Annotated in this window: 23 protein-coding genes and 1 other RNA gene; 9 read left to right on the top strand and 15 right to left on the bottom strand. The window is 63.9% G+C overall.

What is annotated here, in order from left to right; translation table 11 throughout:
- The first annotated feature begins 98 nt into the window (after positions 1–98).
- Positions 99–866 (top strand): exodeoxyribonuclease III, encoded by a 768-nt coding sequence (locus DOM36_RS12145; RefSeq protein ID WP_075570109.1) that lies wholly within the window; start codon positions 99–101, stop codon positions 864–866.
- A gap of 244 nt (positions 867–1110) precedes the next feature.
- On the opposite strand, the gene DOM36_RS12140 is transcribed toward DOM36_RS12145, so the two are convergent.
- The 3 genes from DOM36_RS12140 to DOM36_RS12130 form a co-directional block, all read right to left on the bottom strand.
- On the bottom strand, positions 1111–1836 hold the full coding sequence (locus DOM36_RS12140; RefSeq protein ID WP_110643237.1) for a 16S rRNA (uracil(1498)-N(3))-methyltransferase: 726 nt from the start codon (positions 1834–1836) through the stop codon (positions 1111–1113).
- A 7-nt stretch (positions 1837–1843) separates the two neighbouring features.
- Entirely contained in the window at positions 1844–2341 is a 498-nt protein-coding gene (gene secB / locus DOM36_RS12135; RefSeq protein WP_075570107.1) for a protein-export chaperone SecB, read from the bottom strand.
- A gap of 80 nt (positions 2342–2421) precedes the next feature.
- Positions 2422–2844, bottom strand: coding sequence for a rhodanese-like domain-containing protein (locus DOM36_RS12130; RefSeq protein WP_110643236.1), 423 nt, complete (start codon positions 2842–2844; stop codon positions 2422–2424).
- A 353-nt stretch (positions 2845–3197) separates the two neighbouring features.
- Between DOM36_RS12130 and gpmI the strand changes: the two genes are divergently transcribed.
- From gpmI to DOM36_RS12115, 3 genes are all read left to right on the top strand, one after another.
- Positions 3198–4787, top strand: coding sequence for a 2,3-bisphosphoglycerate-independent phosphoglycerate mutase (gene gpmI / locus DOM36_RS12125; protein WP_110643235.1), 1590 nt, complete (start codon positions 3198–3200; stop codon positions 4785–4787).
- A gap of 108 nt (positions 4788–4895) precedes the next feature.
- Positions 4896–6011, top strand: coding sequence for a peptidoglycan DD-metalloendopeptidase family protein (locus tag DOM36_RS12120; RefSeq protein WP_232823815.1), 1116 nt, complete (start codon positions 4896–4898; stop codon positions 6009–6011).
- Positions 6012–6196: 185 nt separating this feature from the next.
- Positions 6197–7660, top strand: a complete 1464-nt coding sequence (locus DOM36_RS12115; RefSeq protein WP_198651272.1) for a S41 family peptidase — start codon at positions 6197–6199, stop codon at positions 7658–7660.
- 80 nt (positions 7661–7740) lie between these two features.
- Here DOM36_RS12115 and DOM36_RS12110 read toward each other — a convergent pair whose 3' ends face one another.
- The 4 genes from DOM36_RS12110 to DOM36_RS12095 form a co-directional block, all read right to left on the bottom strand.
- Positions 7741–9009 carry a UbiH/UbiF/VisC/COQ6 family ubiquinone biosynthesis hydroxylase gene (locus DOM36_RS12110; RefSeq protein ID WP_110643234.1) on the bottom strand — a complete coding sequence of 423 codons (1269 nt, stop codon included), beginning with the start codon at positions 9007–9009 and terminating at the stop codon, positions 7741–7743.
- A 118-nt stretch (positions 9010–9127) separates the two neighbouring features.
- The gene (gene ubiH / locus DOM36_RS12105; protein WP_110643233.1) at positions 9128–10390 is read right to left on the bottom strand and encodes a 2-octaprenyl-6-methoxyphenyl hydroxylase; all 1263 of its coding nucleotides are present in this window, start codon (positions 10388–10390) and stop codon (positions 9128–9130) included.
- 117 nt (positions 10391–10507) lie between these two features.
- On the bottom strand, positions 10508–11845 hold the full coding sequence (pepP, locus tag DOM36_RS12100; protein ID WP_110643232.1) for a Xaa-Pro aminopeptidase: 1338 nt from the start codon (positions 11843–11845) through the stop codon (positions 10508–10510).
- A gap of 104 nt (positions 11846–11949) precedes the next feature.
- Positions 11950–12576 carry a UPF0149 family protein gene (locus tag DOM36_RS12095; RefSeq protein WP_110643257.1) on the bottom strand — a complete coding sequence of 209 codons (627 nt, stop codon included), beginning with the start codon at positions 12574–12576 and terminating at the stop codon, positions 11950–11952.
- 270 nt (positions 12577–12846) lie between these two features.
- Here DOM36_RS12095 and DOM36_RS12090 point away from each other — a divergent pair, with 270 nt between their 5' ends.
- From DOM36_RS12090 to DOM36_RS12080, 3 genes are all read left to right on the top strand, one after another.
- Positions 12847–13167, top strand: coding sequence for a cell division protein ZapA (locus DOM36_RS12090; protein ID WP_075570101.1), 321 nt, complete (start codon positions 12847–12849; stop codon positions 13165–13167).
- A gap of 62 nt (positions 13168–13229) precedes the next feature.
- Positions 13230–13413, top strand: a non-coding RNA gene (gene ssrS / locus DOM36_RS12085) — 6S RNA.
- A 68-nt stretch (positions 13414–13481) separates the two neighbouring features.
- Positions 13482–14105: a 5-formyltetrahydrofolate cyclo-ligase gene (locus DOM36_RS12080; protein WP_075570131.1), complete on the top strand. Its 624-nt coding sequence runs from the start codon at positions 13482–13484 to the stop codon at positions 14103–14105.
- Between the two features lie 482 nt (positions 14106–14587).
- On the opposite strand, the gene ilvA is transcribed toward DOM36_RS12080, so the two are convergent.
- On the bottom strand, positions 14588–16105 hold the full coding sequence (ilvA, locus tag DOM36_RS12075; protein WP_075570100.1) for a threonine ammonia-lyase, biosynthetic: 1518 nt from the start codon (positions 16103–16105) through the stop codon (positions 14588–14590).
- Positions 16106–16317: 212 nt separating this feature from the next.
- Here ilvA and rpiA point away from each other — a divergent pair, with 212 nt between their 5' ends.
- Positions 16318–16989 carry a ribose-5-phosphate isomerase RpiA gene (gene rpiA, locus DOM36_RS12070; RefSeq protein ID WP_110643231.1) on the top strand — a complete coding sequence of 224 codons (672 nt, stop codon included), beginning with the start codon at positions 16318–16320 and terminating at the stop codon, positions 16987–16989.
- 9 nt (positions 16990–16998) lie between these two features.
- Here the strand turns inward: rpiA and DOM36_RS12065 are convergent, their stop codons facing one another.
- Entirely contained in the window at positions 16999–17994 is a 996-nt protein-coding gene (locus DOM36_RS12065; RefSeq protein ID WP_075570130.1) for a 2-hydroxyacid dehydrogenase, read from the bottom strand.
- Between the two features lie 126 nt (positions 17995–18120).
- Here DOM36_RS12065 and DOM36_RS12060 point away from each other — a divergent pair, with 126 nt between their 5' ends.
- Entirely contained in the window at positions 18121–19053 is a 933-nt protein-coding gene (locus DOM36_RS12060) for a histone deacetylase (RefSeq protein ID WP_232823814.1), read from the top strand.
- On the opposite strand, the gene DOM36_RS12055 is transcribed toward DOM36_RS12060, so the two are convergent.
- The 6 genes from DOM36_RS12055 to DOM36_RS12030 all read right to left on the bottom strand — a co-directional run bounded on the left by DOM36_RS12055 (position 18987) and on the right by DOM36_RS12030 (position 25950).
- Entirely contained in the window at positions 18987–20045 is a 1059-nt protein-coding gene (locus tag DOM36_RS12055; RefSeq protein WP_110643230.1) for a glycosyl transferase family 90, read from the bottom strand. The two genes, DOM36_RS12060 and DOM36_RS12055, sit on opposite strands and share 67 nt — an antisense overlap.
- 105 nt (positions 20046–20150) lie before the next feature.
- Positions 20151–21437, bottom strand: coding sequence for a lipid IV(A) 3-deoxy-D-manno-octulosonic acid transferase (gene waaA, locus DOM36_RS12050; RefSeq protein WP_110643229.1), 1287 nt, complete (start codon positions 21435–21437; stop codon positions 20151–20153).
- 6 nt (positions 21438–21443) lie between these two features.
- Positions 21444–22874: a bifunctional D-glycero-beta-D-manno-heptose-7-phosphate kinase/D-glycero-beta-D-manno-heptose 1-phosphate adenylyltransferase HldE gene (hldE, locus tag DOM36_RS12045; protein WP_110643228.1), complete on the bottom strand. Its 1431-nt coding sequence runs from the start codon at positions 22872–22874 to the stop codon at positions 21444–21446.
- Positions 22864–23973 (bottom strand): glycosyltransferase family 9 protein, encoded by a 1110-nt coding sequence (locus DOM36_RS12040; protein ID WP_110643227.1) that lies wholly within the window; start codon positions 23971–23973, stop codon positions 22864–22866. The genes hldE and DOM36_RS12040 overlap by 11 nt, the downstream gene beginning before the upstream one ends.
- 113 nt (positions 23974–24086) lie before the next feature.
- Positions 24087–24719, bottom strand: coding sequence for a hypothetical protein (locus DOM36_RS12035; RefSeq protein WP_110643226.1), 633 nt, complete (start codon positions 24717–24719; stop codon positions 24087–24089).
- An 88-nt stretch (positions 24720–24807) separates the two neighbouring features.
- Entirely contained in the window at positions 24808–25950 is a 1143-nt protein-coding gene (locus tag DOM36_RS12030; protein WP_232823813.1) for a glycosyltransferase family 4 protein, read from the bottom strand.
- Between the last annotated feature and the right edge of the window lie 87 nt (positions 25951–26037).

Genomic DNA, 26037 nt, shown 5'->3' with positions numbered 1-26037 from the left:
CTTAACCGACCGCTGCCGTTTTGGCCAAACACAGCGGCCATTTACCTAAATCTTTCAAGCTCGGGTATCATACACGCGCGACAAAGAAGGAACACTGTATGAAAATCGCCAGCATCAATGTGAACGGGATCCGAGAGGCCGTCGAGCGGGGCTTCCTCGACTGGCTGGCCGACCAGGATGCTGACGTCGTCTGCGTGCAGAACCTGAAGGCCAAGAGCTTCGAGCTCGATGACAGCATTCTCTACCCGGAAGGCTATGAAGGTTATTTCCTGGATGCCGAGCAGGACGGATTCTCCGGCGTCGGGCTCTACTGCCGCAAGATTCCCAAGGCCATCATGTATGGTCTGGGCTTCGAGCAGTGCGACAACGAAGGTCGTTTCCTGCAGGCGGACTACGACCGCTTCAGCATCGCAACCTTCCTGATGCCGGAAGGTGACGACCCGGCGATCAAGCAGACGTTCATGACCCAGTATCTGGAGTACTTGAACAAGATGGCTCGCAAACGTCGCGAGTACATCATCTGCGGCACCTGGCACATCGCGCACAAGACCCTCGATCTCGCCAACTGGACCGACAACCAGACGACGCCGGGCTTCAAACCCGAAGAACGCGCGTGGATGGATCAGGTATTCGGCCCGACCGGCTTCATCGACACCTTCCGCGAGGTCAACCGGGATGCCAACCAGTACACCTGGTGGCCCAGGCTCGACCAGGAAGTGTCGCGCTCCCGCCAGGAAGGTTGGCGCCTCGATTATCAGATCGTCGGTCCCAACTTCCGTCGCAACGTGAAAGACGCCTGGATCGATACCGACGCGACGTTCAGCGAGTTCGCTCCGCTGATCGTCGAGTACGATCTCGAGCTGTAATCGCGACACCACGCACACCAGCGGTCCGCGATTCGTCTACGGAACACCCCGCCAACCGGATAACGGCTGGCGGGGTGTTCTGGTTTCTGCGAGACGTTCTGGTTTCTGCGAGACGTTCTGGTTGCTGAGGCCCGTATGGTTATCGAAGCCCGTGGGGTTGCTGAAATCCGTGTGATTTCTGAAGCAAGGCTGCAAGAGAGTTCCAGTCGACATTGCCCCCGGCAGCGGCGCCCAAGCGCCGTCGCTACAGATCGCCGAAGTGATGCTGCAGTAGCGTCAGTGCCACGACGGGGGCGGTTTCAGTGCGCAGAATGCGCGGACCCAGGGTGAGCGGCTGAAAACCGGCACGCCGGGCGTTGTCGACCTCGGTGGCGCTGAGCCCGCCTTCCGGCCCGATCAGCAGTGCCGCGGATTCGACCGAATCCGCCTGCTGCCAGCTGTCGTCGGTGGCGGGATGCAGCACCAGGCGCAGCGCCTCGTCCCGTTCGCCGAGCCATTCGGACAGGGATCGCGGCGGATGGATCGTCGGTACGCGGGCGCGTCCGCACTGTTCGCAGGCGCTGACGGCCACCCCCTGCCAATGGGCCAATTTCCTGGCCTCGCGATCGCCCTTCAGGCGCACGTCACCTTGCTCGACATAGAGCGGCGTGATGGTCGCCACGCCGAGCTCCACCGACTTCTGGATCGCGTAGTCCATGCGATCGCCCTTGGAGATCGCCTGTCCCAGGTGAACGGCCAGCGGAGATTCGCCGCCGCCCGCCGTCATCGTATCGATCTGGGCGACGACGCGCTTGCGGCCCACCTCGATCAGCCGGGCCTGCGCCTCGTGGCCCTCGCCATCGAACAGGGTCAGCCGTGCGCCTTCACGAAGTCTCAGGACCAGCGCGACGTGGCGCGCCGCCCCCTCGGGCAGAACGACGTCGCCGCCAACGACAAGGCTGACGGCGACGTGAATGCGCGGATTGGCCATGGCTGGCTTACTGCGTGGTTTCGCTGGCCTGGGCGGTGCGCTGCTTCTTCTGGGCGTACATCGCCTCGAAGTTCACCGGCGCCAGCATCAGCGGGGGGAAGCTGCCGCGGCTGACCAGGTTGTCGATGCACTCGCGAGCGTAGGGGAACAGCACGTTGGGGCAGAAGGCGCCCAGCGTGTGGTCCAGCTGATCACCGGCAAGGCCGGAGATACGGAACAGCCCGGCCTGCTCGACTTCGACCAGGAACGCCGTGGCGCCGTCTTCGTTGTTCGAGACCTGCGCGGTCACCTTGACCACGACCTCGTACAGATCTTCGCTGATCGACTGGCTGGTGGTGTCGAGGTCCAGGCCGACCTTGGGCTTGAACGGTTGCTGAAACACGCTGGGCGCATTGGGCGATTCGAACGAGATGTCCTTTACGTAGATGCGCTGCAGGGAGAACTGCAGCTGCGGCTTATCCTGGGAGCCGCCCTGAGAACCCTGCTGATTGTTGTCTTCCGCCATGGTGCGTTTCCTTTATGTTCCTGAATGACTGCCGGAATGATTGATCGGCGTGACTGGCCGACGCGATGCCCGAGCCGCGATCAGCGACGCACGACCGGTAGGCCGTCGGCCTGCCACTGTGCCATGCCGCCCTTGAGCTTGTAGACGCGCAAAAAGCCGGCCTGGGTGAGTTCGGTAACCGCGGCTGCCGATGTCTGGCCCTGCTTGCAGACCACGATGACCGGCGTGTCCTTGTGCTTCTCGATCTGCGTCAGTCGCTCCTTCAGACGCGACTGCGGAATGTTCTTGGCCCCGGCGATGTGCCCGGCCTTGAACTCGCTGCTCTCGCGGATATCGATCACCACGCCGTCTTCGCGGTTGATCAGAGACGTGGTCTCGGTGGTGGAGACGCCGGAAGCACCGCCGCGTTTGGCCTCGAACGCCAACCACGCGAGCAGCACGACCAGAAAGGCGCTGACCAGCAGCGGATGGTTTTCGACGAATTCGAACAACTGATCGATCATGGGTCTGCCGGCACTCTAATTCTGGGGCCAATGGGATCGCGAAACGCCGTCATGGCGTGCGACTCCGCCCTTGGCGCGTCTGCGTCAAACCGCGTCTTGCAATCCGGCATGGAAGCCTTCGTTGCTAGGGGCGCGAACGGCTGAAAATCCTGGCCCGCCATTATACACAAGGGCGTCGGTGAAACGAGGCAAGCGCGAGGCGGACGGCTGACCCGACTCGCCCGGTGCGCTATCCTTTGAGACCTTCGTTTCAAAACGACGAATTCTAGAGCGACAGATTCCAGCATCTCTGGTGCCGAACGATAGGTTTTCGACACGACTCATCCCGTCCATCCGATTTTTCGAGGCTTGTCATGGCAGATACTTCCCGCACTCCGCGCCCCGTCGCACTGCTGATTCTCGATGGCTACGGCCAGAACGACAACAGCGCCAACAACGCTGTCGCCGCCGCCGACACGCCGGTGATGGATCGCCTCAAGCGCGATTACCCCAATACCCTGATTCATACCGATGGCAATTACGTGGGTCTGCCAGAGGGCCAGATGGGGAATTCCGAAGTCGGTCACATGAACATTGGTGCCGGCCGGATCGTCTACCAGGATTTCACCCGTATCACCAAGGCGATTACGGATGACGAGCTGAAAACGATCGAAGCGCTGACCTTGCCAATCGACGATGCGGTCGCCAACGGCAAGGCCGTCCATCTGATGGGTCTGCTCTCACCCGGCGGCGTACACAGCCATGAAGATCACCTGCTGGCCGTGGCAGCGCTGGCCGCCGATCGCGGCGCCAAGCGAATCTATCTCCACGCGTTCACCGACGGCAGGGATACTGCTCCCAAGAGCGCCGGTGCGTCGATCGAGCGTGCCAACGCCAAACTGGCCGAGCTGGTGGGCGCCGATAACGGCTTCGTCGCCTCGGTGGTCGGTCGCTACTTCGCGATGGACCGTGACAACCGCTGGGATCGTGTCGAGAAAGCCTACCGCGTGGTGCGCTTCGGCGAGGGCGAGCACGTCGCCGAGAGTGCCGAGGCCGGCCTGAGCGCCGCTTACGAGCGGGGCGAAACCGATGAATTCGTCGCCGCTACCGCCGTGCGGCCCAGCGGCGACAAGATCGTCATGGCCGAGGGCGATGCCGCGCTGTTTCTGAACTTCCGTTCCGACCGCGCGCGCGAACTGACCCGCGCTTTCGTCAATCCGGCATTCGACGGTTTCGATCGCGGCGAGCGCATCAAGCTGGCCGGCAACGGTCTGGTGATGTTGACCCAGTACGCGGACGACATCGATACGCCCGCTGCCTTCCCGCCCCGGGATCTGGTCAACACCTTGGGCGAAGTGGCAGAAAGTCATGGGCTGACTCAACTGCGCATTGCCGAAACGGAAAAGTACGCCCACGTCACCTTCTTCTTCTCCGGCGGACGCGAGGCCAAGTTCAAGGGTGAGGATCGGGCCTTGATCCAGTCACCGAAGGACGTCAAGACCTACGACGAGAAGCCGGAAATGAGCGCCTTCGAACTGACCGACACGCTGGTCAAGGCGATCGAGGACGACAAGTACGACCTGATCATCTGCAACTACGCCAACGGCGACATGGTTGGCCATACCGGCGACCTGGGCGCCGCCACCAAGGCGATCGAGGCCGTCGATACCTGTCTGGGACGCGTGGTCGAGGCGATCGAGAAAGCCGGTGGCGAATGTCTGGTCACGGCGGATCACGGCAACGCTGAAATGATGGTCGACCCCGAAACCGGCAATCCGCATACCTCTCATACCACCTTCATGGTGCCGCTGGTCTACGTTTGTCAAAGTCAGGGCAGCCGCGACAAGCCCGTCAGGCTCAAGCCGGACGGTCGGCTGTGCGATCTGGCACCGACACTGCTGCATATGCTGCGACAACCCGCTCCCGAGGAGATGACCGGTAACGTGCTGATCGACGATGCATGATGTCCGCTCGCCTGTCGCTGCCCAGCACGATGGAGCGTGCCCGACGTGATGCATAGGCAAGGCAGGCGACGCCCGCGGTGCCGGCTAGGCAGTGGTGGATACTCTCTCTTGCTGGCCGGCAGCCTGGTGCTGGCTGGCCCGGCCCTGGGTCAGGCCAACCCCCAGGAGGCGCGTGCCAGACTGGACAGCCTGGCGACCGACATTCAGGCGCTGCAGGGCAAGCTGGGCAATACCCAGGCGGCCCGCGGCGACGCCCAGGAGGCCTTGGAGCAGGTCGAGACCGCCATCGGCCAGACTCACAAGCGCCTGGATTCGCTGCAGGCCGAGCGCGGTCGGTTGGATGGCGAAGTCGACAAGCTCCAGCAGCAGCGCCAGACCCTGGCTGCCGAGCGCGAACGACAACGCGAGGCACTGGCACGGCAATTCGACGCGCTCTATCGTCTCGGCACCACGCCCCAGCTGAAGTTGCTGCTCAACCAGGACGACCCGGCCGAGGTCGATCGGCTGCAGCATTATCTCAACGCGCTGTCGTCGGCGCGTCGGGAACGGCTCGAGGCGCTGCGTGCGCTCAACCGAGAGCTGGATGACAATCTGGCGGCGATCGATCAGCGCCGCTCGCGACTGGATGAGGTGCAAGCCGACCTCGAGCAGCAGCGTCAGAAACTGGCCGCGAGCCTGAAGGACCGGCAGGCGCTGGTGGCCAAGCTCGACGGTCGCTATGACAGCGAACAGGCCCGTCTCGAGGATCTCAACCAGGATCGAGCGCACGTCGAACGCCTGCTGAGCCGCATGCAGAAAGAGCTCGCCAACCTCAAGAAGCCGCCACCCTCGACCGCCATCAGCAAGACGCGGGGCGATCTGCCGTGGCCGGTTCAGGGATCGATGCTGTCGAGCTATGGCAGCGGCGACGGGGTCAATCGCAACGGGATCCTGATCGGTGCACCGGCAGGAACCGCGATCAAGGCGGTGCACGCGGGCCGGGTGGTCTTTGCCAACTGGATGCGCGGCTTCGGCAACCTGCTGATTCTCGATCACGGCGACGGCATCCTCACCCTCTATGCCCATCTGCAGCAGATCGATGTCGATCCCGGACAGCAGGTCGCCAACGGCCAGACGGTGGGCGCCGTCGGCAATACCGGTGGCCAGTCGCGTCCGGCGCTCTATTTCGAGGTGCGCCAGAACGGCAATCCGATCAATCCCGGCAACTGGATTGGCAAACGCTGATCGGCAAGCTGGATCATCGCCCCGTCGAACCGCTATGCTGGGTTATCAAACGCCGTTCCTTCACGGGGGCGGCTCAGTGCCGTCAGATGTCTTCTCACCATTTTCTTCGTTGCTACCGTGCCGGGATCAGCGGATCAAGCTCAACGGCACCCACCAATCTACCCAGCTCGAGTCGCGGAGACTGCATGAATTCAAGCCGCCTGAACCAACGGCCTTTCGTCACAGGTCTCCTCGCCAAAGGGGCAACTGCCAGACGACTTCGCACACCGGTGGCCGAGCTCGCTCGCCCGAGCGTCGGCGCGCTGCTATTCGCGCTGGCACTGGCCATGGGGCTGGCTCCTACCGCCGAAGCACAAAGCCACAACGCTGGCAGCACGCCCAGTCAGGCCGAGCAGGATGCCGCCAACGGCTTGCCGGTCGAGGATGTCCAGACCTTCGCCGAAGTCTTCGAGCGGATCAAACGCACCTATGTGGAACAGGTCGACGACAAGACGCTGCTGCGCAACGCCATGCGCGGCATGCTCAGTCAGCTCGATCCTCACTCCGAATACCTCGATGCCGATGCCTTCCAGAATCTGCGGGAAAGCACCGAGGGGGAGTTCAGCGGCGTCGGCATCGAAGTCGGCCTGCGTGACGACCAGCTCACCGTGATCGCACCGATCGACGATACGCCTGCCGCTCGCGCCGGCGTCCAGCCGGGCGACCGCATCGTCGCCATCGACGGCACCCCGACCAACGATCTGAGCCTGCAGGAAGCCGTGGACCTGATGCGTGGCGAAGCCGGCACCGATATCGAACTGCTGCTGCTGAGAGACGGCGAACAGGAGCCTCGCAAGGTGACGCTGACCCGCGAGTCGATCCAGTCCGAGAGCGTGTCCAGCCGCCTGCTGGAGCCAGGCTACGGCTATCTGCGGATCAGCCAGTTCCAGAGCCGGACCGGCGAGCAGACCCGGGACGCGCTGGATTCATTGACGACATCGGGCCCGCTGCAGGGCCTGGTGCTGGATCTGCGCAACAACCCCGGCGGCGTTCTTTCCAGCGCCGTCGACGTGGCCGATCAGTTTCTCTCCAGCGGTCTGGTGGTCTACACCAAGGGCCGGCTGACCGACGACGACATGCGCTTCACCGCCCATGCCAGGACGACGGCCCCCGATGTGCCGCTGGTGGTGTTGATCAATGGTGGTAGCGCATCCGCCGCCGAGATCGTCGCCGGCGCACTGCAGGATCAGGGCCGCGCCGTGCTGATGGGCACGCGGAGCTTCGGCAAGGGTTCGGTGCAGCAGGTCATGCCGCTCGGCAACGGGGATGGCCTCAAGCTCACCACCGCGCGTTATTACACGCCCAGTGGGCGCTCGATCCAGGCCGAAGGCATCGCGCCCGATGTCCGCGTGGTCCGTGGACGCCTGGAAGTCGAGGACAACAGCGGCTTCCAGCTGCGAGAATCCAACCTTCGCGGCCATCTGCTGAACGGCGATCCCGACCAGGCGACGGACAGCATCGACACCCCGATCGCTGCCGACGACTATCAGCTGGGTGAAGCGTTGAACCTGCTCAAGGCACTCAACGTGGTGCAGCGGCCTCGGGCGGGGCAAGGCGCTGATACTGGCAAGCGCACTCAGACTGAAAAGAGTACCGATTCCGCTCCCTGATGATGTTCTCGTAACGGGAAAGGCAAAACGGCTGCCCAATGGGCAGCCGTTTTGACGAGACAGTGATGGCCGGCTCCGAGCTACCGACATCGCTCGGGCAGATCGCCGTATTCTCCCAGCGCCTGACGAATCAGCAGCCGCTTGATCGGCATCAGCCGATCGACGCCACTAAGGCCCCAGTTGCGGGCGAGCCGCAGCGCCGGTTGACGACTACCGAACAGCCGCTGGAATCCCTGCATGGCGGCGAGCATGGCCGCATTTTCGCCACGCCGGCGACGCTCGTAGCGAACCAGGATACGTCGGTCTCCCGGCGGGGCGCCCCGCTGCCGGGCGCGAATCCACTCCTCGGCGAGGACGGCGGCGTCCATCAACCCGAGATTGACGCCCTGACCCGCCAGCGGGTGCAGGCTGTGAGCCGCATCGCCGATCAGCGCCAGGCCCTCGTCGACATAACGCTGGGCATGGCGTTGGGTAATCGGGAAATGCGGTGCGGCGTCGATCACTTCGACGTCGCCCAGCCGTCCGCCCAACCCTCGCGCCAGCTCGATTCCCAACTGCGCCCGACCCTCGTCGCTATCGCCCAGCGCCGTCAGCCGCCGGGCCTCGCCGGGCGTGGTCGACCAGACGATCGAGCAGTGGTCGTCCCGGCCATCGATAGTCAGCGGCAGGAACGCCAGCGGGCCGGTGGCAAGAAACGCCTGACGAGCGACGCCACCATGACCGATATCGGTGCGCACGGTGGTCACCACGGCTGCCTGACCGGTGTCGCGTTCACTGACCGGAATACCGGCCATCGTGCGCAGCGGAGAATTGGCGCCATCGGCGCCGACGATCAGCGGTGCCCGTCGCTGCTCGCCATTGTCCAGCGTGATCACGGCATGGCCGGCGTTGCGAGCGGCTTCGCGGTCAACATCGTTGTCGCGCGTATAGCCGGTCAGTGTGGCTTCCCGCAGCCATTCCACGTTGGGCAACGACTCGAGACGTCGCGCCAGCGCCGCCAGCAGCAGCTCGTTCTCGACGATATGTCCCAGCGCATCGACTCCCACCTCGTCGGCGTCGAACCCGATCTCGCCGCTACCCTCGGCGTCCCAGACCTGCATGCCGCGGTAGGCCGACACGCGGCGCGAAGCGAGCCAGGGCCAGACGTCCAGCGCCGTCAGCAGACGCTGCGAGGTCGCGGTCAAGGCACTGACACGCAGCGCCGGTTTCCCCTGGCCCACGGTTTCATTGCCTTCCGGCGCCGGCGAGGCATCGATGATCGTCACTCGCCAGTTGGCTTCACCCAGCAGCAAGGCCAGGGTCGAGCCGACCACCCCGCCGCCCACGATGAGTACATCGCTGTCATCCATAACGCGTCTCCTCTCTGATTCGGCCCGTGAACGCGCGTATCGCGCGGCCCAGCGTTCTTTGCAACGTCGGCGAGAAGGTCAGATCGAGGCCAGACTGGGCGTTCATCCAGGCCAGGATCTAACGTTCGATCCCCATGGCGCGCCTCGCCAACGTTCGCCGCAATGGTCCCACCGCATTGAGCCCGATCAAGCCGGCGGCGCGGGCATGCCCCAGGCCCGCATGATCGATGCCGAACAGCCGGATCAGACCATCGCTGAAGCGTACGATCTGGTGCGTATCGGCCGCCCGCCGCGCCTCGAAGCTTGCCAGGGTCCGTGGATCACCGGCCGTGCGCCCGTTCGCCCGGGCCTCTTCGATGGCAGCGGCCAGATCCATGACGCCTCGCAGTGCCAGATTGAAGCCCTGGCCGGCGACCGGGTGCAGCGCGTGGGCCGCATTGCCCAGTATGGCCAGATGCGGGCGGATCGTCTCCCGCGCCGTGACCAGCGACAGCGGATAGGTGTGCCGCTGCCCCACCCGTCGGAAGCGGCCGGCGCGATCACCGAACGCTTGCTGCAAGCGCTCGAGAAACGCGCCGTCGGAAAGCGCCAGGGTGCTGTTGACCGCGCCCTGCTGGTGGGTCCAGACCAGCTCCATCCGGCGCCCGGCAAGTGGCAGCAAGGCCATCGGGCCCTCTCGGGTGAAGCGCTCGAACGCCCAGCCGGCATGCGCCTGGCTGACCTCGACGTTGGCGATCAGCGCGGTCTGCTCGTAGGGATGATGGTCGCTCTCGATTCCCAGGCGCTCCTTGAAACCGGCTCGGCCACCGTCGGCCAGCACGGTCAGGCCCGCGTGAATGACCTCGCCGCTATCGAGCGTGAGGCGGTAGCCGCCGCTCTCGGCTTCCAGCGACTCGACGCGCGCCGGGCAGCGCCAGTCGATCGGCAGTGAGCCGAGCCGCGCATGCAGCGTTCGCCCCATCCAGGCGTTGGGAATGACGTAACCCAGCGCCTCGACACCAAGCTCCTCGGCATGCAGCCGTGTCGCGCCCAGGCGGCCACGCTCGCTGACGTGGATGTGTCGAATCGGCGCCGCTTCCGTTGCCATCGCCGGCCACACGCCCAACCGTGCGAAGTGGCGGCGCGAGCCATAGGCAATCGCGCTGGCCCGGGCGTCGAAACTGGGCTGGTAAGTGCTCGCGTCGTCCACGCTGGGCAGCGAATTGGGCTCGATGATCGCGACGCGCAGCGGCGCGCGCGGCTCAGCGTCAGATTCTCGCCCATCCACCCGTGCTCGCTCGGTCTCTATCAGGCCGCCTAGCGCACAGGCGAGGCTGGCACCCACCAGGCCACCGCCGATGATCGCCACGTCGACCGTGGTTGCTTGCTGTGTCTGAGACATCCGCGTCCGCCATTGCGTTACGATTGAAAATTCAGAATCCAGCCATCACGCGACCTACATATCGGTTACACCGATTACGTAATATTTTGACCCGATTCAGGAGCGATCAAAAAATGATCAATTTTGGCCCTGCATCAGCGCTTCGATCTCGGCGGTTGCTTTAGGCACCTGCGAGGTCAACACCTCCCCGCCAGAGTCGGTCACGACCACGTCATCCTCGATACGAATGCCAATGCCCCGATAAGCCACGGGAATGTCCTCAGCGTCGGGAATGTACAGGCCGGGTTCCACCGTCAACACCATGCCCGGCTCCAGCGGCCGTGGCTCACCGTCGACCCGATAGCTGCCGACGTCGTGAACGTCCAGACCGAGCCAGTGCGAGGTCGAATGCAGATAGAATCGTCGGAAATGCTGGGACTCGATGTTCTTTTCCAGCTCACCTTCCAGCAGGCCGAGTTCGATCAGGCCGGCCGTAAGATCCCGCACCACACCCTGATGGATGGCTTCCAGCGTGACGCCGGGCTTGACCGCCGCCACGGCGCGCTCTTCTGCTGCCAGTACAATGTCGTAGAGCGCGCGCTGGGCGTCGCTGAAGCGGCCGTTGACCGGGAAGGTGCGGGTGATGTCGCCGGCGTAGAGATCGAACTCGCCGCCAGCGTCGATCAGCACCAGGTCGCCGTCTGCCAGTGGCGCCGCATTCTCGACGTAATGCAGCACGCAGGCGTTGGTTCCGCCACCGACGATGGTGCCGTAGGCGGGCGCCCGGGCGCCGTGCCAGACGAATTCGTGCTCGATTTCCGCCTGCAGCTGATATTCGAAGCGCCCCGGGCGGCTGGCATGCATGGCCCGCCGGTGTGCCAGCGCGCTGATGTGCGCTGCGTGGCGCATCAACGCCAGTTCGGCCTCGCTCTTGGTCAGACGAAGCTCGTGAATCAAGGCGCTGACATCGGCAAACCGGGTGGGAGCGACCGCGCCCCGCCGCGCTCGCGCACTCAGCTGGGCACGCACGCGCTCGGCAATCCCCATGGCGGTGGTGTCGGCCAGCGGCAGATAGAGGGCCTGCCGACCGTCAAGCAGTTCGGTCAGGTTGTGCCGCTGGGTGTTGTCGAACGCCTCGTCCATGCCGTAATCGCTCACGGCGCCTTCGGGACCGATGCGAATACCGGTCCATGCCTCTTTCTCCGGATCTTTCTCCTGGCAGTAGAGAATGGCTTCTCCGGCGTCGCGGCCGGGCAGTAACAACAGCAGGGCGTCGGGTTCGGGAAATCCACAGAGATAGTGAAAATCGCTGTTCTGGCGAAAGGTGTATTCGCTGTCGTGATTGCGCGTCTTGAGCGCGGCTCCCGGCAGCAGCACGGCGCTGCCTTCCGGCAATTCGGCCATCAGACGCTCGCGGCGGGCGGCAAACTCTTCCGCCGAGATGGGGGCTGGGCGCGGTAACGGCTCGGGTAACATGCCTCTCTCCTTGAGCGAGGCGCCTCGAGAGTCGAAAGAGACGCCTGGGATATTGGCGATTCGCGTCGCGTCCGGTGGCTTTCGGCCCCGAGACGCGAGCGGCTTCAATGCAGCGACGACGGCTTTTCAGCGTCATTGGCGGCGGGATCACCGCTCTCGGCCTGTTCGCCCTCGGGCTGTTCTACCTGGGGCTGGCCGGGATGTTGCTCGGTGTAGAGCAGCATCGCCGCCATGCGGGCGTGCTCGGTCAACGCGAACAGGTCATTTTCGTTCTCGGGGTCGTCGGTGATCTCGACATCGATCGCCGACAGCTGGCCCAGATCCTCCAGCGCCTCTTTCAGGGGCGACGACCAGTTCCCGTAGGTTTCGCCGTCCACTTCGTTGACGATCTCGAGAAAACCGTGGGTCCACTCCTTCAGGCCCTGGGCCCGCTCGGAGAGCGAGAACAGCTCGTCCGGCAACAGCGGCTCGAAGTTGAGCTCGGCAGCTGACAAGGCGTCCAGCGTCTGGCGACGCCAGCCCAGCAGCACGTCGGCATCGTCACGGCTTTCCGGCTGTTCGACGTTGAGCGCCAGGCAGACTTCCTCCAGCCAGCCCTCGGCGCTTACGTCATGCAGGCCCAGCTCGGCACACAGACGACCGTCGAGAAACGCCGGTGACTGCAGACTGCCATGCACCAGGAAGACGTTGGCAACGGTGGAAAAATCGAGCTGGTCGTTGATGATCGACATGTCGGCATCCATGATTGGGTGATCGCGAGCGTTTGCGGACGAGCAGCGCGGCAGCCAAGGCTGCGCATCGCGTTGACCGCCCATAATCGGCTCTCTATAGTGACGGATCAATCGCGGCGGCGAGCGGCCCGGGCGTTGTCAGGTTGCCCAGCCTGGTCGATCACCGACCGCAGGCAGAGTGTCGAATCCAGGCGATGGCCGCTCGGCTCACGACGCGAATGCCTGCCATCTTACCGCATCGATCTTCACCGCCCACCCCGGAGCGACACCATGAGCGACACGTCTCGCCCGACGACCGAAGTCACCCTGCTGGGCAAACCCTACGTGATCGCCTGTCCACCCGAAGAGCAGGAGCAGTTGAAGCGCTCCGCCCGCTACCTGGACCGGGCCATGCACGGCATCCATTCCCGCGGCAAGGTGCTGGGTGCCGACAAGATCGCGATCATGGCTGCCCTCAATATCACCCATGAGCTGCTGACCGCGCTGGACTCCCATCGCGCCGGCGAACAGAGCCTGAACGACTTGAGCGAAAGACTCGAGCGCGCGCTGGCCCGGGTCGGCGAACCCGGCCAGAACACGCCTTCTTCCTGATTCCTTCAACGCATATCTCAATCCGTCATTGGGCATGCAGGGCCGCTCTGCTACGATGGTGGTGTTTCCTGGAGTGTGCGCCAGTCATTAAAGTCCCTCGAGCCTATGCGCAGTACCCAGGGGGCCAAATGCTAGGCAGGCCCGTGTGCATGTCCGCGCGACGGAAAGCCTGAAGGCCTGCCTGCGGCCACCCACCTTGAACCAGTAGGTTCAGGGCCAGAATGACAGCGGCACTCTGGGGAACTCTCTTGTCTTTCAACGAGACCACCGCAACGATCACCACCGAATCTGCCCGGGCCGCGACGGCATCGTCAATCGCCGTATCCGGCGTCGATGGCAGCTTCGATAGACGCGAACTTCGGCGAGAATTGCGCCGACGTCGACGCGCACTGACCCCGCATCAACGACGCCTGGCCTCCCGGGAACTCTGTCGCCGCCTCACGCGGTTGCCTGAACTTCAACGTGCCCGACGCGTGGCGCTCTATCTGCCGAATGATGGCGAGATCGATCCCCGACCGCTGATCGACTGGCTGACGGCGCGTCGTGCCCAGGTCTATCTGCCGGTATTGCGGCCTCTTTCCGAGAACCGGCTGTGGTTCGTGCGCTATCACGCCGGCACCCGAATGACGCACAACCGTTTCGGCATTGCCGAGCCGGACACCCGATTCGGCGCCCGACGAGCCAACCGGCTGCCGGCCTGGGCGCTGGATACCGTGCTGATGCCATTGGTAGGGTTCGACGATGACGGTCAGCGGATCGGCATGGGTGGCGGTTTCTACGACCGGACCTTTGCCTTCGCCCGGCGCCGTCGCCCCAGGCCGGCACTGATCGGGCTTGCCCACGACTGCCAGCGCGTCGAGGCGCTGCCCGTGGCCAGCTGGGACGTGCCGCTGGATGCGATCGTCAGCGACCGGCGAGTCATCCAGCCACGACGCTAATGACCGCTGACGCCATAACGCCAGCCCGCGCCGGAAATGGAGTCCGAAACGACGACGGCCGGCAGCGTTTCCGCTACCGGCCGTCGTCAGCCACACCCCATTGGCTTTTCACTCTCTTCGCCACTCCCTGATCTCACGTCTGTCACCAGCCGGTGGATGCGGAGTGTTCGCGGGCCTCAGGCGCCCAGCAATGTCTGCGCGTAGCCCGTGGCCACCACGCCGACACCAAAGATCAATACCAATGCCATTACCAAGTCGGGCTTGCGTTTCATGTCGACTCCGCTGCGTTGGGTTCGGCCGCTGCCCCCCGCAGCGACGCGCACGACTATAGGGTCAGGCCAAAAACTTGACAAGAGCGTTTCCGGCCCAGATGACACCTTTTTCGTTACCCGATAGTATCGGCATTTACACAAAAAGATTTAAGTCGGTTTCAGACACTTTTACAGCCTATTTCACACTTTTGTAACCGCTATCGTACGCTGCTAGGCCATGAACAGCCGATACGCCATATTGTCGGTCTCCTTCCAATAACGGTAGCCGATGCGATCGAAATGCTCCTCGGCATGGGCGCGATCGCCATTGGGCATCTGCAGCCCGACCAGCACGCGCCCGTAGGCAGCGCCATGGTTGCGATAGTGGAACAGCGAGATGTTCCAGTCCGCCGGCAGGTGGGTGAGGAAGTTCATCAGCGCACCGGGCCGCTCGGGGAACTCGAAACGATAGACCTCTTCCTCGAAACGCTCCCGCGGTCGTCCACCGCCCAGGTGGCGAATGTGCAGCTTGGCCAGTTCGTTATCGGTGAGATCCTCGACCGGATAGTCCGCGTCGCGTAGCCGGCGAATGACCTCTTCGCGATCTTCGCCGCCCGGCTTGACCTGTACACCGACGAAGATATGCGCGCCGTCAGGGTCGGCGTAGCGGTAGTTGAACTCGGTCACCATTCGCCGCCCGATCACCCGGCAGAACTGCTTGAAGCTGCCCGGCCGTTCGGGAATCTGCACCGCCAGGATCGCTTCGCGCTGTTCGCCCAGCTCGGTGCGTTCGGCAATATGCTGCAGGCGGTCGAAATTGATATTGGCGCCGGAGTTGATGCACATCAGCGTCTGATCATGTGCCCCGGTCTGCTGGATATACTTCTTCAGCCCCGCCAGCGACAGCGCGCCGGACGTCTCCGCCATCGCCCGCGTGTCGTCGAAGGTATCCTTGACCGCGGCGCACATTTCATCGGTATTGACGGTGATGACACCGTCGACGTGATGGCGCAGGATCTCGAACGGCGCTTCGCCAACCTGAGCGACCGCGACCCCTTCCGCAAACACGCCGACCTGATCCAGCGTCACCCGTTCGCCCGCCTCCAGCGCCGCCTTGAGACACGCGGAGTCTTCGGCCTCGACGCCGAACACCTTGATCTCCGGGCGCAGATACTTGACGTAAGCAGCGATACCCGCCAGCAGGCCGCCGCCACCCACCGGCACGAAGATCGCATCGAGCGGACCGGTGTGCTGACGGAGGATTTCCATGGCCACGGTGCCTTGACCGGCGATCACGTCAAAATCGTCATAGGGCGGAATGTAGGTGTAACCGTGCTCGGCGATCAGCTCCCGGGCGTGGCTCAAGGCCTCACCGAAGGCATCGCCTTTCAATACGACCTTGGCACCCCAGCCACGCACCGCAGATACCTTGATATCCGGTGTGACCCGCGGCATCACGATCACCGCCTTGACCCCCATCTGCTTGGCCGCCATCGCCAGACCCTGGGCATGGTTGCCGGCGGAGGCCGCAATCACGCCGTTGGCCTTCTGTTCCTCGCTCAGCTGCGCCATCTTGTTGTAGGCGCCGCGAATCTTGAACGAGAAGACCGGCTGCAGGTCTTCGCGCTTGATCAGGATGCGATTGGAGAAACGACGGGAAAGCGCGGGCAGCGGGGAGATCGGCGTCTCCCGGGCCGCCTCGTAGACGCGGGCCTGGAGGATCTTCTTGACGATGTCTTCGAGTTGCATTCGGGTATGTCCTGGCGAACAGCTGGGGCGCAGCGCTCCCGCCTCGGAATCGGCGGGCACGAGAACGGTGGGTAATAATAGTGGACCCGTATTGTTAGCAGACCCCGACCCCGAGCGTCCAGCGCCATCGGCAGCGCGCCTCGCTTACTCTATACTGGCCGCACCTCGTGAAAATCCACATCTGTCTCCTCTTTCAGCCTGCCGGAACCGACATGACCCAGGACGATCTCAAACGCGCCGTCGCCGCCGCAGCCCTCGATGACATCGACAATCTACTGACACCGGACGCGGTGATCGGCGTGGGCACAGGTTCCACGGCCAATCATTTCATCGACCTGCTGGCCGCTCGCCGACACGATTTCCGCGGTGCGGTGGCCAGTTCCGATGCGACCGAAGCGCGGTTGAAATCCCATGGTATCGATGTGCTAGAGCTCAATCATGTCGGCACGGTACCGGTCTATGTCGATGGCGCCGATGAAATCGATGCCAGACTGCGCATGATCAAGGGCGGTGGCGCGGCGCTGACGCGCGAAAAGATCGTGGCGGCCTGCGCCGAGCGCTTCATCTGCATCGCCGATGCCAGCAAGCGTGTCGAGATACTGGGCGGATTCCCGCTGCCGATCGAGGTGATTCCGATGGCGCGTTCCTACGTCGCCCGCGAAATGGTCAAACTCGGCATCACCCCGGTTTATCGGGATGGCGTGCTGACCGACAACGGCAACCGTATCCTCGATGGCTACGACAGGCTGTTCGACGATCCGGAAGCGATGGAAGCCGCGCTGGACGCCATCGTCGGCGTGGTCACCAACGGGCTTTTCGCCCGCCGCCCCGCCGACGTGCTGCTGCTGGGTACCGGCGGTGGCGTGGAGCGCATGACCCGCTGACCCGACCCGCTACAGCCGATTGGGGCACTCGATGCCTTCGGCGAAGGCCATCAGGTTGGCCCGGGTCACCTGGGCGATCTCGCGCAGCGCCTCGACGGTGAAGAAACCCTGGTGCCCGGTGATCAGCACATTGGGGAAACTCGCCAGGCGCGCGAACACGTCATCGTCGATGATCTCCGCCGAGTGGTCGCGGAAGAACAGTTCGCTCTCCTGCTCGTAGACGTCGATGGCCAGCGCCCCCAACTGACGTGATTTCAGCGCACCGATGACCGCGGGGGTATCGATCAGCGCCCCTCGCGAGGTATTGACCAGCATGGCGCCCGGCTTCATCGCCGCCAGGGTCCCGTCATCGATCAGGTGATGGGTCTGCTCGGTCAGCGGACAGTGCAGCGAGACGATATCGGAGCGTGCCAGCAGCGCCTCGAGCGGGACCGCTTCCCCGTAGGCCTGGAACGCGTCGGCAGGATAGGGATCGTAGCCCAGCACATCGCAGCCGAGTCCCTTCAGGATACGTGCCATGCACAGTCCGATCCGCCCCGTCCCGATCACGCCTGCCGTCTTGCCATGCAGCGTGACCCCCAGCAGCCCATCGAGCGCGAAGTTGCCCTCGCGCACGCGGTTGAAGGCCCGGTGAGTCTTGCGGTTCAGGGTCATGATCATCGCCAGCGCGTGTTCGGCCACCGCCTCCGGCGAGTAGGCCGGCACCCGCGCCACGAACAGCCCGAGCCGATGGGCAGCCGCGAGATCGATGTTGTTGAAACCGGCGCAGCGCAACACGATCGCGCGGATCCCGAGGGCGGCCAGCATGTCGAGCACGGCGGCGTCGAGGCAGTCGTTGACGAATACGCAGACCGCATCACTGCCCGCCGCCAGCGCTACGGTGCCGGCATCGAGACTGGCCTCCTGATAGTGCCACTCGATGTCGTCATCGGCATCTTGCACGACAGCGAGTTCGTCGAAAAAGCGGCGATCATAGGGCTGGGCACTGAAAACGGTAACTCGCATGGCGAAAAACTCGCGGCATCGGGAGACATCTCCCAGCGTAGTGCCCCCTGGCACCGCCGCCAGGGACCAATTGCCGCGGCCCGGCAGCAACGGCGCTTCCATCGACCCAGCGGAGATCACTCGAGCGTGCTACCCATCGTTCATCACCCGGGCTACAGCATCGACTGGCCCGAGCGTCATCCGTTTCCCATGGCGAAATTCCGCGCCCTGCGGGAGCGCCTGTCGGCGCTGGGCTTCGACGACCGTGACGACGTTTGCTGGATCACCCCTGCCCCGGCCACGAGCCAAGCGCTGCTGCGTGGGCACACCGCCGACTACCTGCAGCGTTTCTACCTGGGCGAGATCGCGGCCACGCGGCGTACGCCGAGCGGCTTCCCCTGGTCGCCGGCGCTGGTCGAACGCACCCTGCTGGAAGTCGGCGGGACACTCGTCGCGGTGGACAGCGCCATGCAGACCGGGCTGGCACTCAACACCGCCGGCGGCACCCATCATGCCTATGCCGATCGTGCCAGTGGCTACTGCCTGCTCAACGATCTGGCGGTCGCGACGCATTACCTGCTGGCCGAACATCGTCTCGAGCGAATTCTGATCGTCGACTGCGATGTCCATCAGGGCGATGGTACCGCCTGGATCTTCCGCCACGAGCCGCGAGTCTTCACATTCTCGATCCATGGCGAGGCCAATTTTCCCTTCGAGAAAGTCCGGGGCGATCGCGACGTCGCACTACCCAGAGGGACTGACGACGACGCCTACCTGCGCTGTCTCGCCCGGGAACTCGATCCGATCCTGAGCGACTTCCGACCGCAGTTCGTGCTGTTCGACGCCGGCGCCGACGTGCATGCCGGTGATCGGCTGGGGCATTTCTCGCTGAGTACCGCGGGGCTCTACCACCGGGATCGCTTCGTCCTCGCACGGTGTCGCGACCTCGGCATTCCCGTCGCGGGGGTCATCGGCGGGGGTTACGACCGCGATCTCCAGGCACTGGCGGATCGTCACGCCCAGTTGTTTCTCGCCGCACTGGCGCTGAATCCCGAGTGCTGCCGCAGCGGCAAAGGCTGAGCCGCAAGCTGACCGGACAGCACGAAGTACTTGTGCATCACCAGCAGTGAAATCAGCCGTTCGCGACGCCCATCGAGAAACTGCGCCACGTGAGAGTTGGCATTGCGAACGATCGCTTCCGCCTCCTCGGGATGAGCGGTGTAGTAGTCCATCTTGGCCTCCAGATCGCTGCAGTCATCGGCCAGCGGTACGTAGTGGACATAGGGCTCGAGCGTTCCTTCCATGAACCAGGTCTCGTAACGCGGCGTCGGCATCAGGCAAAGCGAATTCGACGACAGGATCCACTTCAGGTTGGTGGCGACATCCTTGCCTTCGAGACTGAGCACGAACTGGTACTGCAACTGCTCCTCGATCGAGAGATACGGCCGGTAATCGGGTTGATGGCGGCGCTTGGCGTGGCTCTGGCCGATATTCATGCGCGGATGATGGCGATACTCACGCAGCACCGCCGCGCGATGCTCGTGGAAACACTTGCCGCGCCAGACGACCGCCGGTTTCTTGTCGGCGAATGCGAGTTGATCGTCGACGAAATGGAAGTGGCGAACGCTGTTGAGTTTCAGCAGCAGGTTGTTGGCGTTCCGGGGCCGTGTTGACTGGCTGGGCAGCATCGACCGACCGGGCCGCGCCTCGCGGCAGATCGGGCGGCTCTTGACGACCGTCGGCGTGTCGGCCACCCAGGTCACGTCGCCAAAGCGATAGGCAAAGCGCAGATCGGGATCGAAATGGCGCATCACCTGCTTGGCGTCGAGATAGTAGGCGCTCCGCTTCTCGTAGCGGAAATCGTCGATGCGCACGGCAGTCTCGCAGGGATCGAAGGGGCTCGCCAGCCGGTTGTAATAGTCGACCCGCGCCAGAACGGCGTTCATCTCCTCGATAGACAGCGAGGCCATCAATCGATCCAGGCGTCGGCGATAGAGGCCATCGGGAACGAGCAGGCTGGCGATGCCGCCAGCGTAAAATCGCAGCTTGCGAGTCTTGAATCGAAGATCCATACGGGAATGTCCAGCAGCCAAAAGGTCCGTGCCCTGAGAAGAGTGTCGCAGTCATTTCTGACACTTCTCTGACAGGCCGAGCTTTCGATCATTCCGTTGACGACGTTACGAATCGTTCAGCAGTGCAGCGACCTGTTCACGGGTCCGCGCCAGCGCACCGCGGTTGGCGGCAACGACCGCGCGCCCCGCTTCACCCAGCGCATGGCGGCGCTCGTCATCGCCCAGCAAGGCCACGAGAATCTCGCCCAGCGATCGACCATCGCCGACCTCAATCCGCGCATCGCTCTGCGCCAGCGTATCGGCTATTTCGCGCAGGTTATCGAGATGGGGGCCACTGACCACCGCGACGCCGAGCGCCGCCGGCTCGAGCAGGTTATGCCCCCCGATCGGCGTGAGCGAACCGCCGACAAAAGCGACATCGGCACAGCCGTAGAGGCGCATCAGATCGCCCATGGTATCGCCCAGCAACAGCGTCGTTGCATCGGTCAGCGTTGGCTTGGCGCTCAATCGCAGAACCTGCTCCCCGGCGTCGAGACAGCGGGCGTAGACCTCGTCGAAGCGCTGCGGATGACGCGGCACCAGGATCAGCAGCGCATCGGGAATATGGCGTCTGAGCGCAGCGTGCGCGGCGAGTACCTGCTCGTCTTCCCCCGGATGGGTGGAACCGGCGATCCAGACCGGCCGCCCGCCCCAGCTCGCCCGCAGTCGCCGACTGGCCTGGCGCGTGGCGTCGTCCACATCGAGATCGAACTTCAACGCTCCGGTCATCGCCACCCGCGCCGCCGGTGCGCCCAGCGAGATGAACCGCTCGGCATCCACCGGCGACTTGGCCCCGATCCAGCTGATCGTCTCGAGCATGCCGCGGCTCAGGGCTCCGAAACGCTGATAGAGGCGAAAGGCGCCAGCGCTAAGACGCCCGTTGGCCACCACCACCGGCACGTTTCTTCGCCGACAGGTCGCCAGCAGATTGGGCCAGAGTTCGGTCTCGGTGATGATCGCCAGGCGCGGATTCAGCCGGGCGATGAAACGCCGTGCACTACCGGGGAAATCCAGCGGAAGGAAATGGTGGGAGACGCGGTCGCCGAAGGTCTGGCGCACGCGTTCGGCCCCGGTGGCGGTCATGGTGGTGACAACGAGATCGTGATCGGGGTGATCGTCGAGCAGGGCTCGGATCAACGAGGTCGCCGTGACGACTTCCCCCACCGAGGCCGCATGTAGCCAAAGCCGGGGGCGATCTCCGCTGGCCCGGATGAGGCCGAGTCGCTCAAGCCGCGGGTGAGTGGGTGCCCACTCACGCCACACGCGCCACCAGATCAGGGGCGACAGCAGGTAGATCGCCAGCGAGTAGAGCCAGCGCGCGAGGCGCGACGATAGTCCAGGTCGGGCACGCACCGTCGGTCAGCGCTCGCGGTCGAGAATGGTATCGATCATGGTGGTGGTCGACACGCCATCCTCGAAGCCCAGCACCAGAACTTCACCGCCGTTGGCGATGACCGCCTCGCCGCCGGCGATATCCTCGGGCCGGTAATCGCCGCCCTTGACCAGCCGGTCCGGCAGAATCGCCTCGATCAGCCGCGCCGGCGTGTCTTCGCAGAACGGGACGACCCAGTCGACGGCCGCCAACCCGGCCAGCACCTGCGACCGTCGCGCCAAGGTGTTGATCGGCCGCTTGGGACCCTTGAGCCGCGCCACCGAGGCGTCGTCGTTGACCGCGACGATCAGGCGATCGCCGAGGCGCTTGGCCTGCTCCAGATACGCCACGTGACCGGCGTGCAGAATATCGAAGCAGCCGTTGGTCATCACCACGCGTTCGCCGCGGGCCTGCGCCGCACGCACCGCCGCGATGAGCGCACCTTCCTCGATGACGCCGTACTCGGCCAGGCTGTCGCCGTGAAGCGCGGTGTAGAGCTCAGCCACCGAGAGCACGGCCGTGCCGGGCTTGGCCACCACCAGGCCGGCGGCCAGGTTGGCCAGCATCACCGCCTCGCCAAAGCCGTGGCCGGCCGCCAGCGCCAGACCCAGCACACCGATCACGGTATCGCCGGCCCCGGTGACGTCGAACACCTCGCGGGCGTGGGTCGGCAGATGCAGCGGGGCGTGATTCTCACGGATCAGCGTCATGCCGCGTTCGCTGCGCGTGACCAGCAATGCTTCGAGCTCCAGCGCCGCCCGCAGCGTCTCGCCCTTTTCGGCGAGCTCGGCATCATCCGCGCATGGGCCGACGATCGCCTCGAATTCGGTCAGATTGGGGGTGATCACGCTGGCACCACGATAACGGCTGAAATCGCTGCCCTTGGGATCGACCAGCACTCGCTTGCCGGCGGCGCGAGCGGCGGCGATCAGCGTCTCGACCCGGTTGAGGCTCCCCTTGCCATAATCGGAAAGGATCACGACGTCCGCGTCGCCCAATGCCGCCTGAACCTTCTCGATCAGTGGCGCGGTGTCGACGTTCCACAGCGGCGATTCGAAATCGAGGCGGATCAGCTGCTGATTGCGACTCATGACCCGCAGCTTGGTGATCGTCGGTATATCGGGGCTGTGCTGAAAGTGAGCACTCACATTGGCCGCTTCCAGCGCGCGCTCGAGATGGCCGGCGTTGTCATCCTCCCCGACCACGCCGGCCAGGCTGGCCCGACCGCCCAGCGAGGCGATATTGAGCGCCACGTTGGCCGCCCCGCCCGGACGATCATCGGCGTCTTCCACCTTGACCACCGGTACCGGCGCCTCGGGGGAAATCCGTGACGTCGCGCCGTGCCAGTATCGGTCGAGCATGACATCACCCACCACCAGCAGACGGGCATGCTCCAACTGCGAAAGATCAACCTTCATGCGACGGCTCCGTTGCGTCTTCGGCCAGGGCGGTATCGTCCGTCGCGGCCATCAGTCTGTCCAGGTGGTCGACCACGTCGTTCAGCGTGATCAGCGCCATGGCGTCGGCGTGTCGCACGCGCGTGCCCCAGCTGACGGTCTCGACGGTTTTCTTCAGATAGCGGCGTACGGCGTCAGGGTAGCGATTGACCACCTGATTGCGCCAGCAGTACGGCGCCGCACGATCCGGGTTGGTGGTAGCGTAGAGCCCGAGCGTCGGTGTACCCAGCGCGTTGGCCATGTGAACCGGGCCGGAATCCGGCGCGATCACGACGCGGGCCCGATCGAGCAAGGCCAGCAGCCCCTTGAGAGAAGTTCGGCCGATGGCGTCGATGATCTCGATGTCGGGGCACAGCCGTCGTATCTGCTCGCCCATGTCACGTTCCAGGGGGCTACCGCCGCCACTCATGACGGTCTTCAAGCCGTGGCGCTGCCAGGCATGCTCGATGATCGCCGCATAACCTTCCGCCGACCAGTTGCGAAAGTTGCGCAGGCGCGGGTTGGCACAGGGGCTGATGACCAGGTAGGGCTGATCGCCGGTCAACTGGCGGGCCTCTTCATAGGCGGCTTCCGGTACCGGCAGCGACCAGTCGAGACGCGTATCCTCGACGCCCAGCAGCCGCGCGAAATCCATGAAGGATTCGAGCACGTGGGCACGCGGATGCGGGGCCAGCTGGCGATGCGTGAACCAGTGCTGCCAATCCTTGGCCCGCGCCTTGTCGTAACCCACCCGGACGTTGCACTTGAGACCCAGCGACAGCACGCTGGCCCGCAGCGCCTGCTGCATGTGCAGCAGCACGTCGAAACGCACGTCCTCGAATTGACGCCATATCGCGCGCATGCCCTTGAGCCCGGTGGCCTTGTCGTAGACCACCAGGTCGACGCCATCGAGTCCATCCAGCAGGCTGTATTCCGCCTTGCCGACGATCCAGGTGATTCGTGCTTCGGGCCACTGGCGCTGCAACGCCCGTACCGTGGGGACCAGATTACAGACATCGCCCAGCGCCGAGAGGCGCAGGATGCCGATATGGCGCGGGCACGCTGGCAGAGAGTGCTTCATGGGCTTGACTGAATTCCCATTGGATAAAACGCGTAGTCTACCGGAACAGCAGGGGGATTTCGTCCAACGCTCGGCTCAGCCTACAACGACCATCGAGCCAACCGCCCGGCTGGCTAAGTCTGCTTTTTAGGAAACACCTCGATCATTTCCGGATTCAATCGCGCCGTCATTTGGCGCTCGAACGCCCAGGCATGACCATACCACTGCCGGCCACCGCCGCCGTCGGTGAAACCGATCAGCGTCATGGAAAAGTCTAGACCCAGCGCCGTTTTCAGCTCCGCCAACAAGGCGATCATGTAAAAACCCGTGGAGGCACCGCCTCGCTCGGGCAGAGTATCGAACGGATAGTTTTCCAACAAAGAAAGCTTTCCAAGCATAGGGATACCGTAAACGTGCTTGCCATCGGCAGGCTCTGCCTGCCCATCCAACAGTAACGTGGTGGTATCTCTAGCGAAGCGTTCGAACAGGCGAACTCTCAATTTATGGGGATAACCAAAATAGTGCTTGTCCCTGACGCCGTAACGATGAACTAAATAGTGACTGGTATCGAAAGGCAGCTTGTGTAGCTGACGACACTTGTTGAAGCTAAAAACCAGGGACCGGGGAGTTATCTGTGCCTGGCGAATATGGCGTCTGGTGATATTGGGATTACTCGCCACCAGCACGACGCGGTCAGTCGCCTTGAGCCTGGCGATCAAGCTCTCGGGAACTCCGAGCGATTCGGCAAGCGCATCCGTCGTCTTCATGATCTATCCACACTTATGTCTCGAAAGAGGGAATACGCAGATCTGCCGACTCCCGGACGAACGATGAGATGGCGACATCGATCAAACATCATCCTACCGAGCGCCTCAACGCATCGAACGAGTCCCGCAGCTTTTCGGTTTGGCGTCGATAGGAGTAGTCAGTCACCAGGGTAGAGAGATTCGATCCCAGGGCACCGAGACTATCGTCGTTCAACATCGTTTCCAGACGTTCGATCCAGGCAAGGGTATCGCGACTACCCAGAATCAGGTCGGCATGATTCGACTCGAGCAATTCGGCCGCGCCAGTGGTCGATGACAACACCACCGGCGTCCCGCAGGCCATCGCCTCGAGACAGACGCGCCCGAACTCCTCGATATGGGCTGGCAGCACGAACAGATCCAGCGCGCCGTAGAGCGTTTCGACATCGGCGACCGTCGTTTTCCAGATGAAGCTTTCGGCGATATCGGCCTGTTCGGCCTGGCGCTGGTAAGGCGAGAAATCATCCTTGCCCACGACCAGAAAGCGACACTTGCCGGGCAGGCGTTTTTCCACACCGACGGCGATGTCGACGAACCCGGCCACGTTGCGCTTGGTGAAGTTGCCGGACGTGATCAGGCCGATCAAGCGGGTATCGTCATCGACGCCGAGTTCGCGCCGACGCGCCTCTCGGCCTGCCGCGGCCCGTTCGAGATTGAAGATGTGCGGGTCATAGCCGGGATAACTGATTTCGATTGTGGACTCGTCGATGCCGTAGCGATCCCGGAAATCTTCCGCCATCATGCGCGAATTGACCGCCACTCGGCGGAATTTCCCGCTTTTGAGCACCTGGTCGTGAATGGCCGCGACTTCGTGGCCCGCGGGCAGATCCCGGCCGTGGATGCGCTGGCTGGCGAGGTGCACGCAGTTGTGCATGTAGACGACGTCAGGCGTCTCCACATCGCCGTGGCTGACCAGCATGGCGGGGTGATGGCGCCGACACCAGGCCTGCACCCGACGGTTGAACCAGAAGCGCCGGAAGGGACCCTTGAACGGCCAGCGTTTCAGCCGAACCAACTTGGCGCCGGCGGCTTCCGCGAGTTCGTGTCGCCCCCGCTCGGCCAGGATCGCCACCCGATAGCCAAGCGATTTCAGCGCCGCGGCCTGTTCGAAGGCGTTGCGACTGGCACCGGTGCTCTTCTCCACTTGGCGAATGGCAATCACGGCCAACGGTGCTTGCAAATCTTCGGTCACGACAGCTTCCTTGCGGTTAACGATGAATGCCGAGCGGTGAGTAGTGCCCGCATGCGGTGATGGGCTCGCCCGGTTACAATGCGATCC

It is taken from the genome of Salinicola sp. CPA57 (genome assembly GCF_003206035.1).
In the GTDB taxonomy this organism is placed as follows: domain Bacteria; phylum Pseudomonadota; class Gammaproteobacteria; order Pseudomonadales; family Halomonadaceae; genus Salinicola; species Salinicola socius.
Note: the sequence above shows the minus strand (reverse complement) of the source record. Positions and strands in the feature narration are given on the sequence as shown.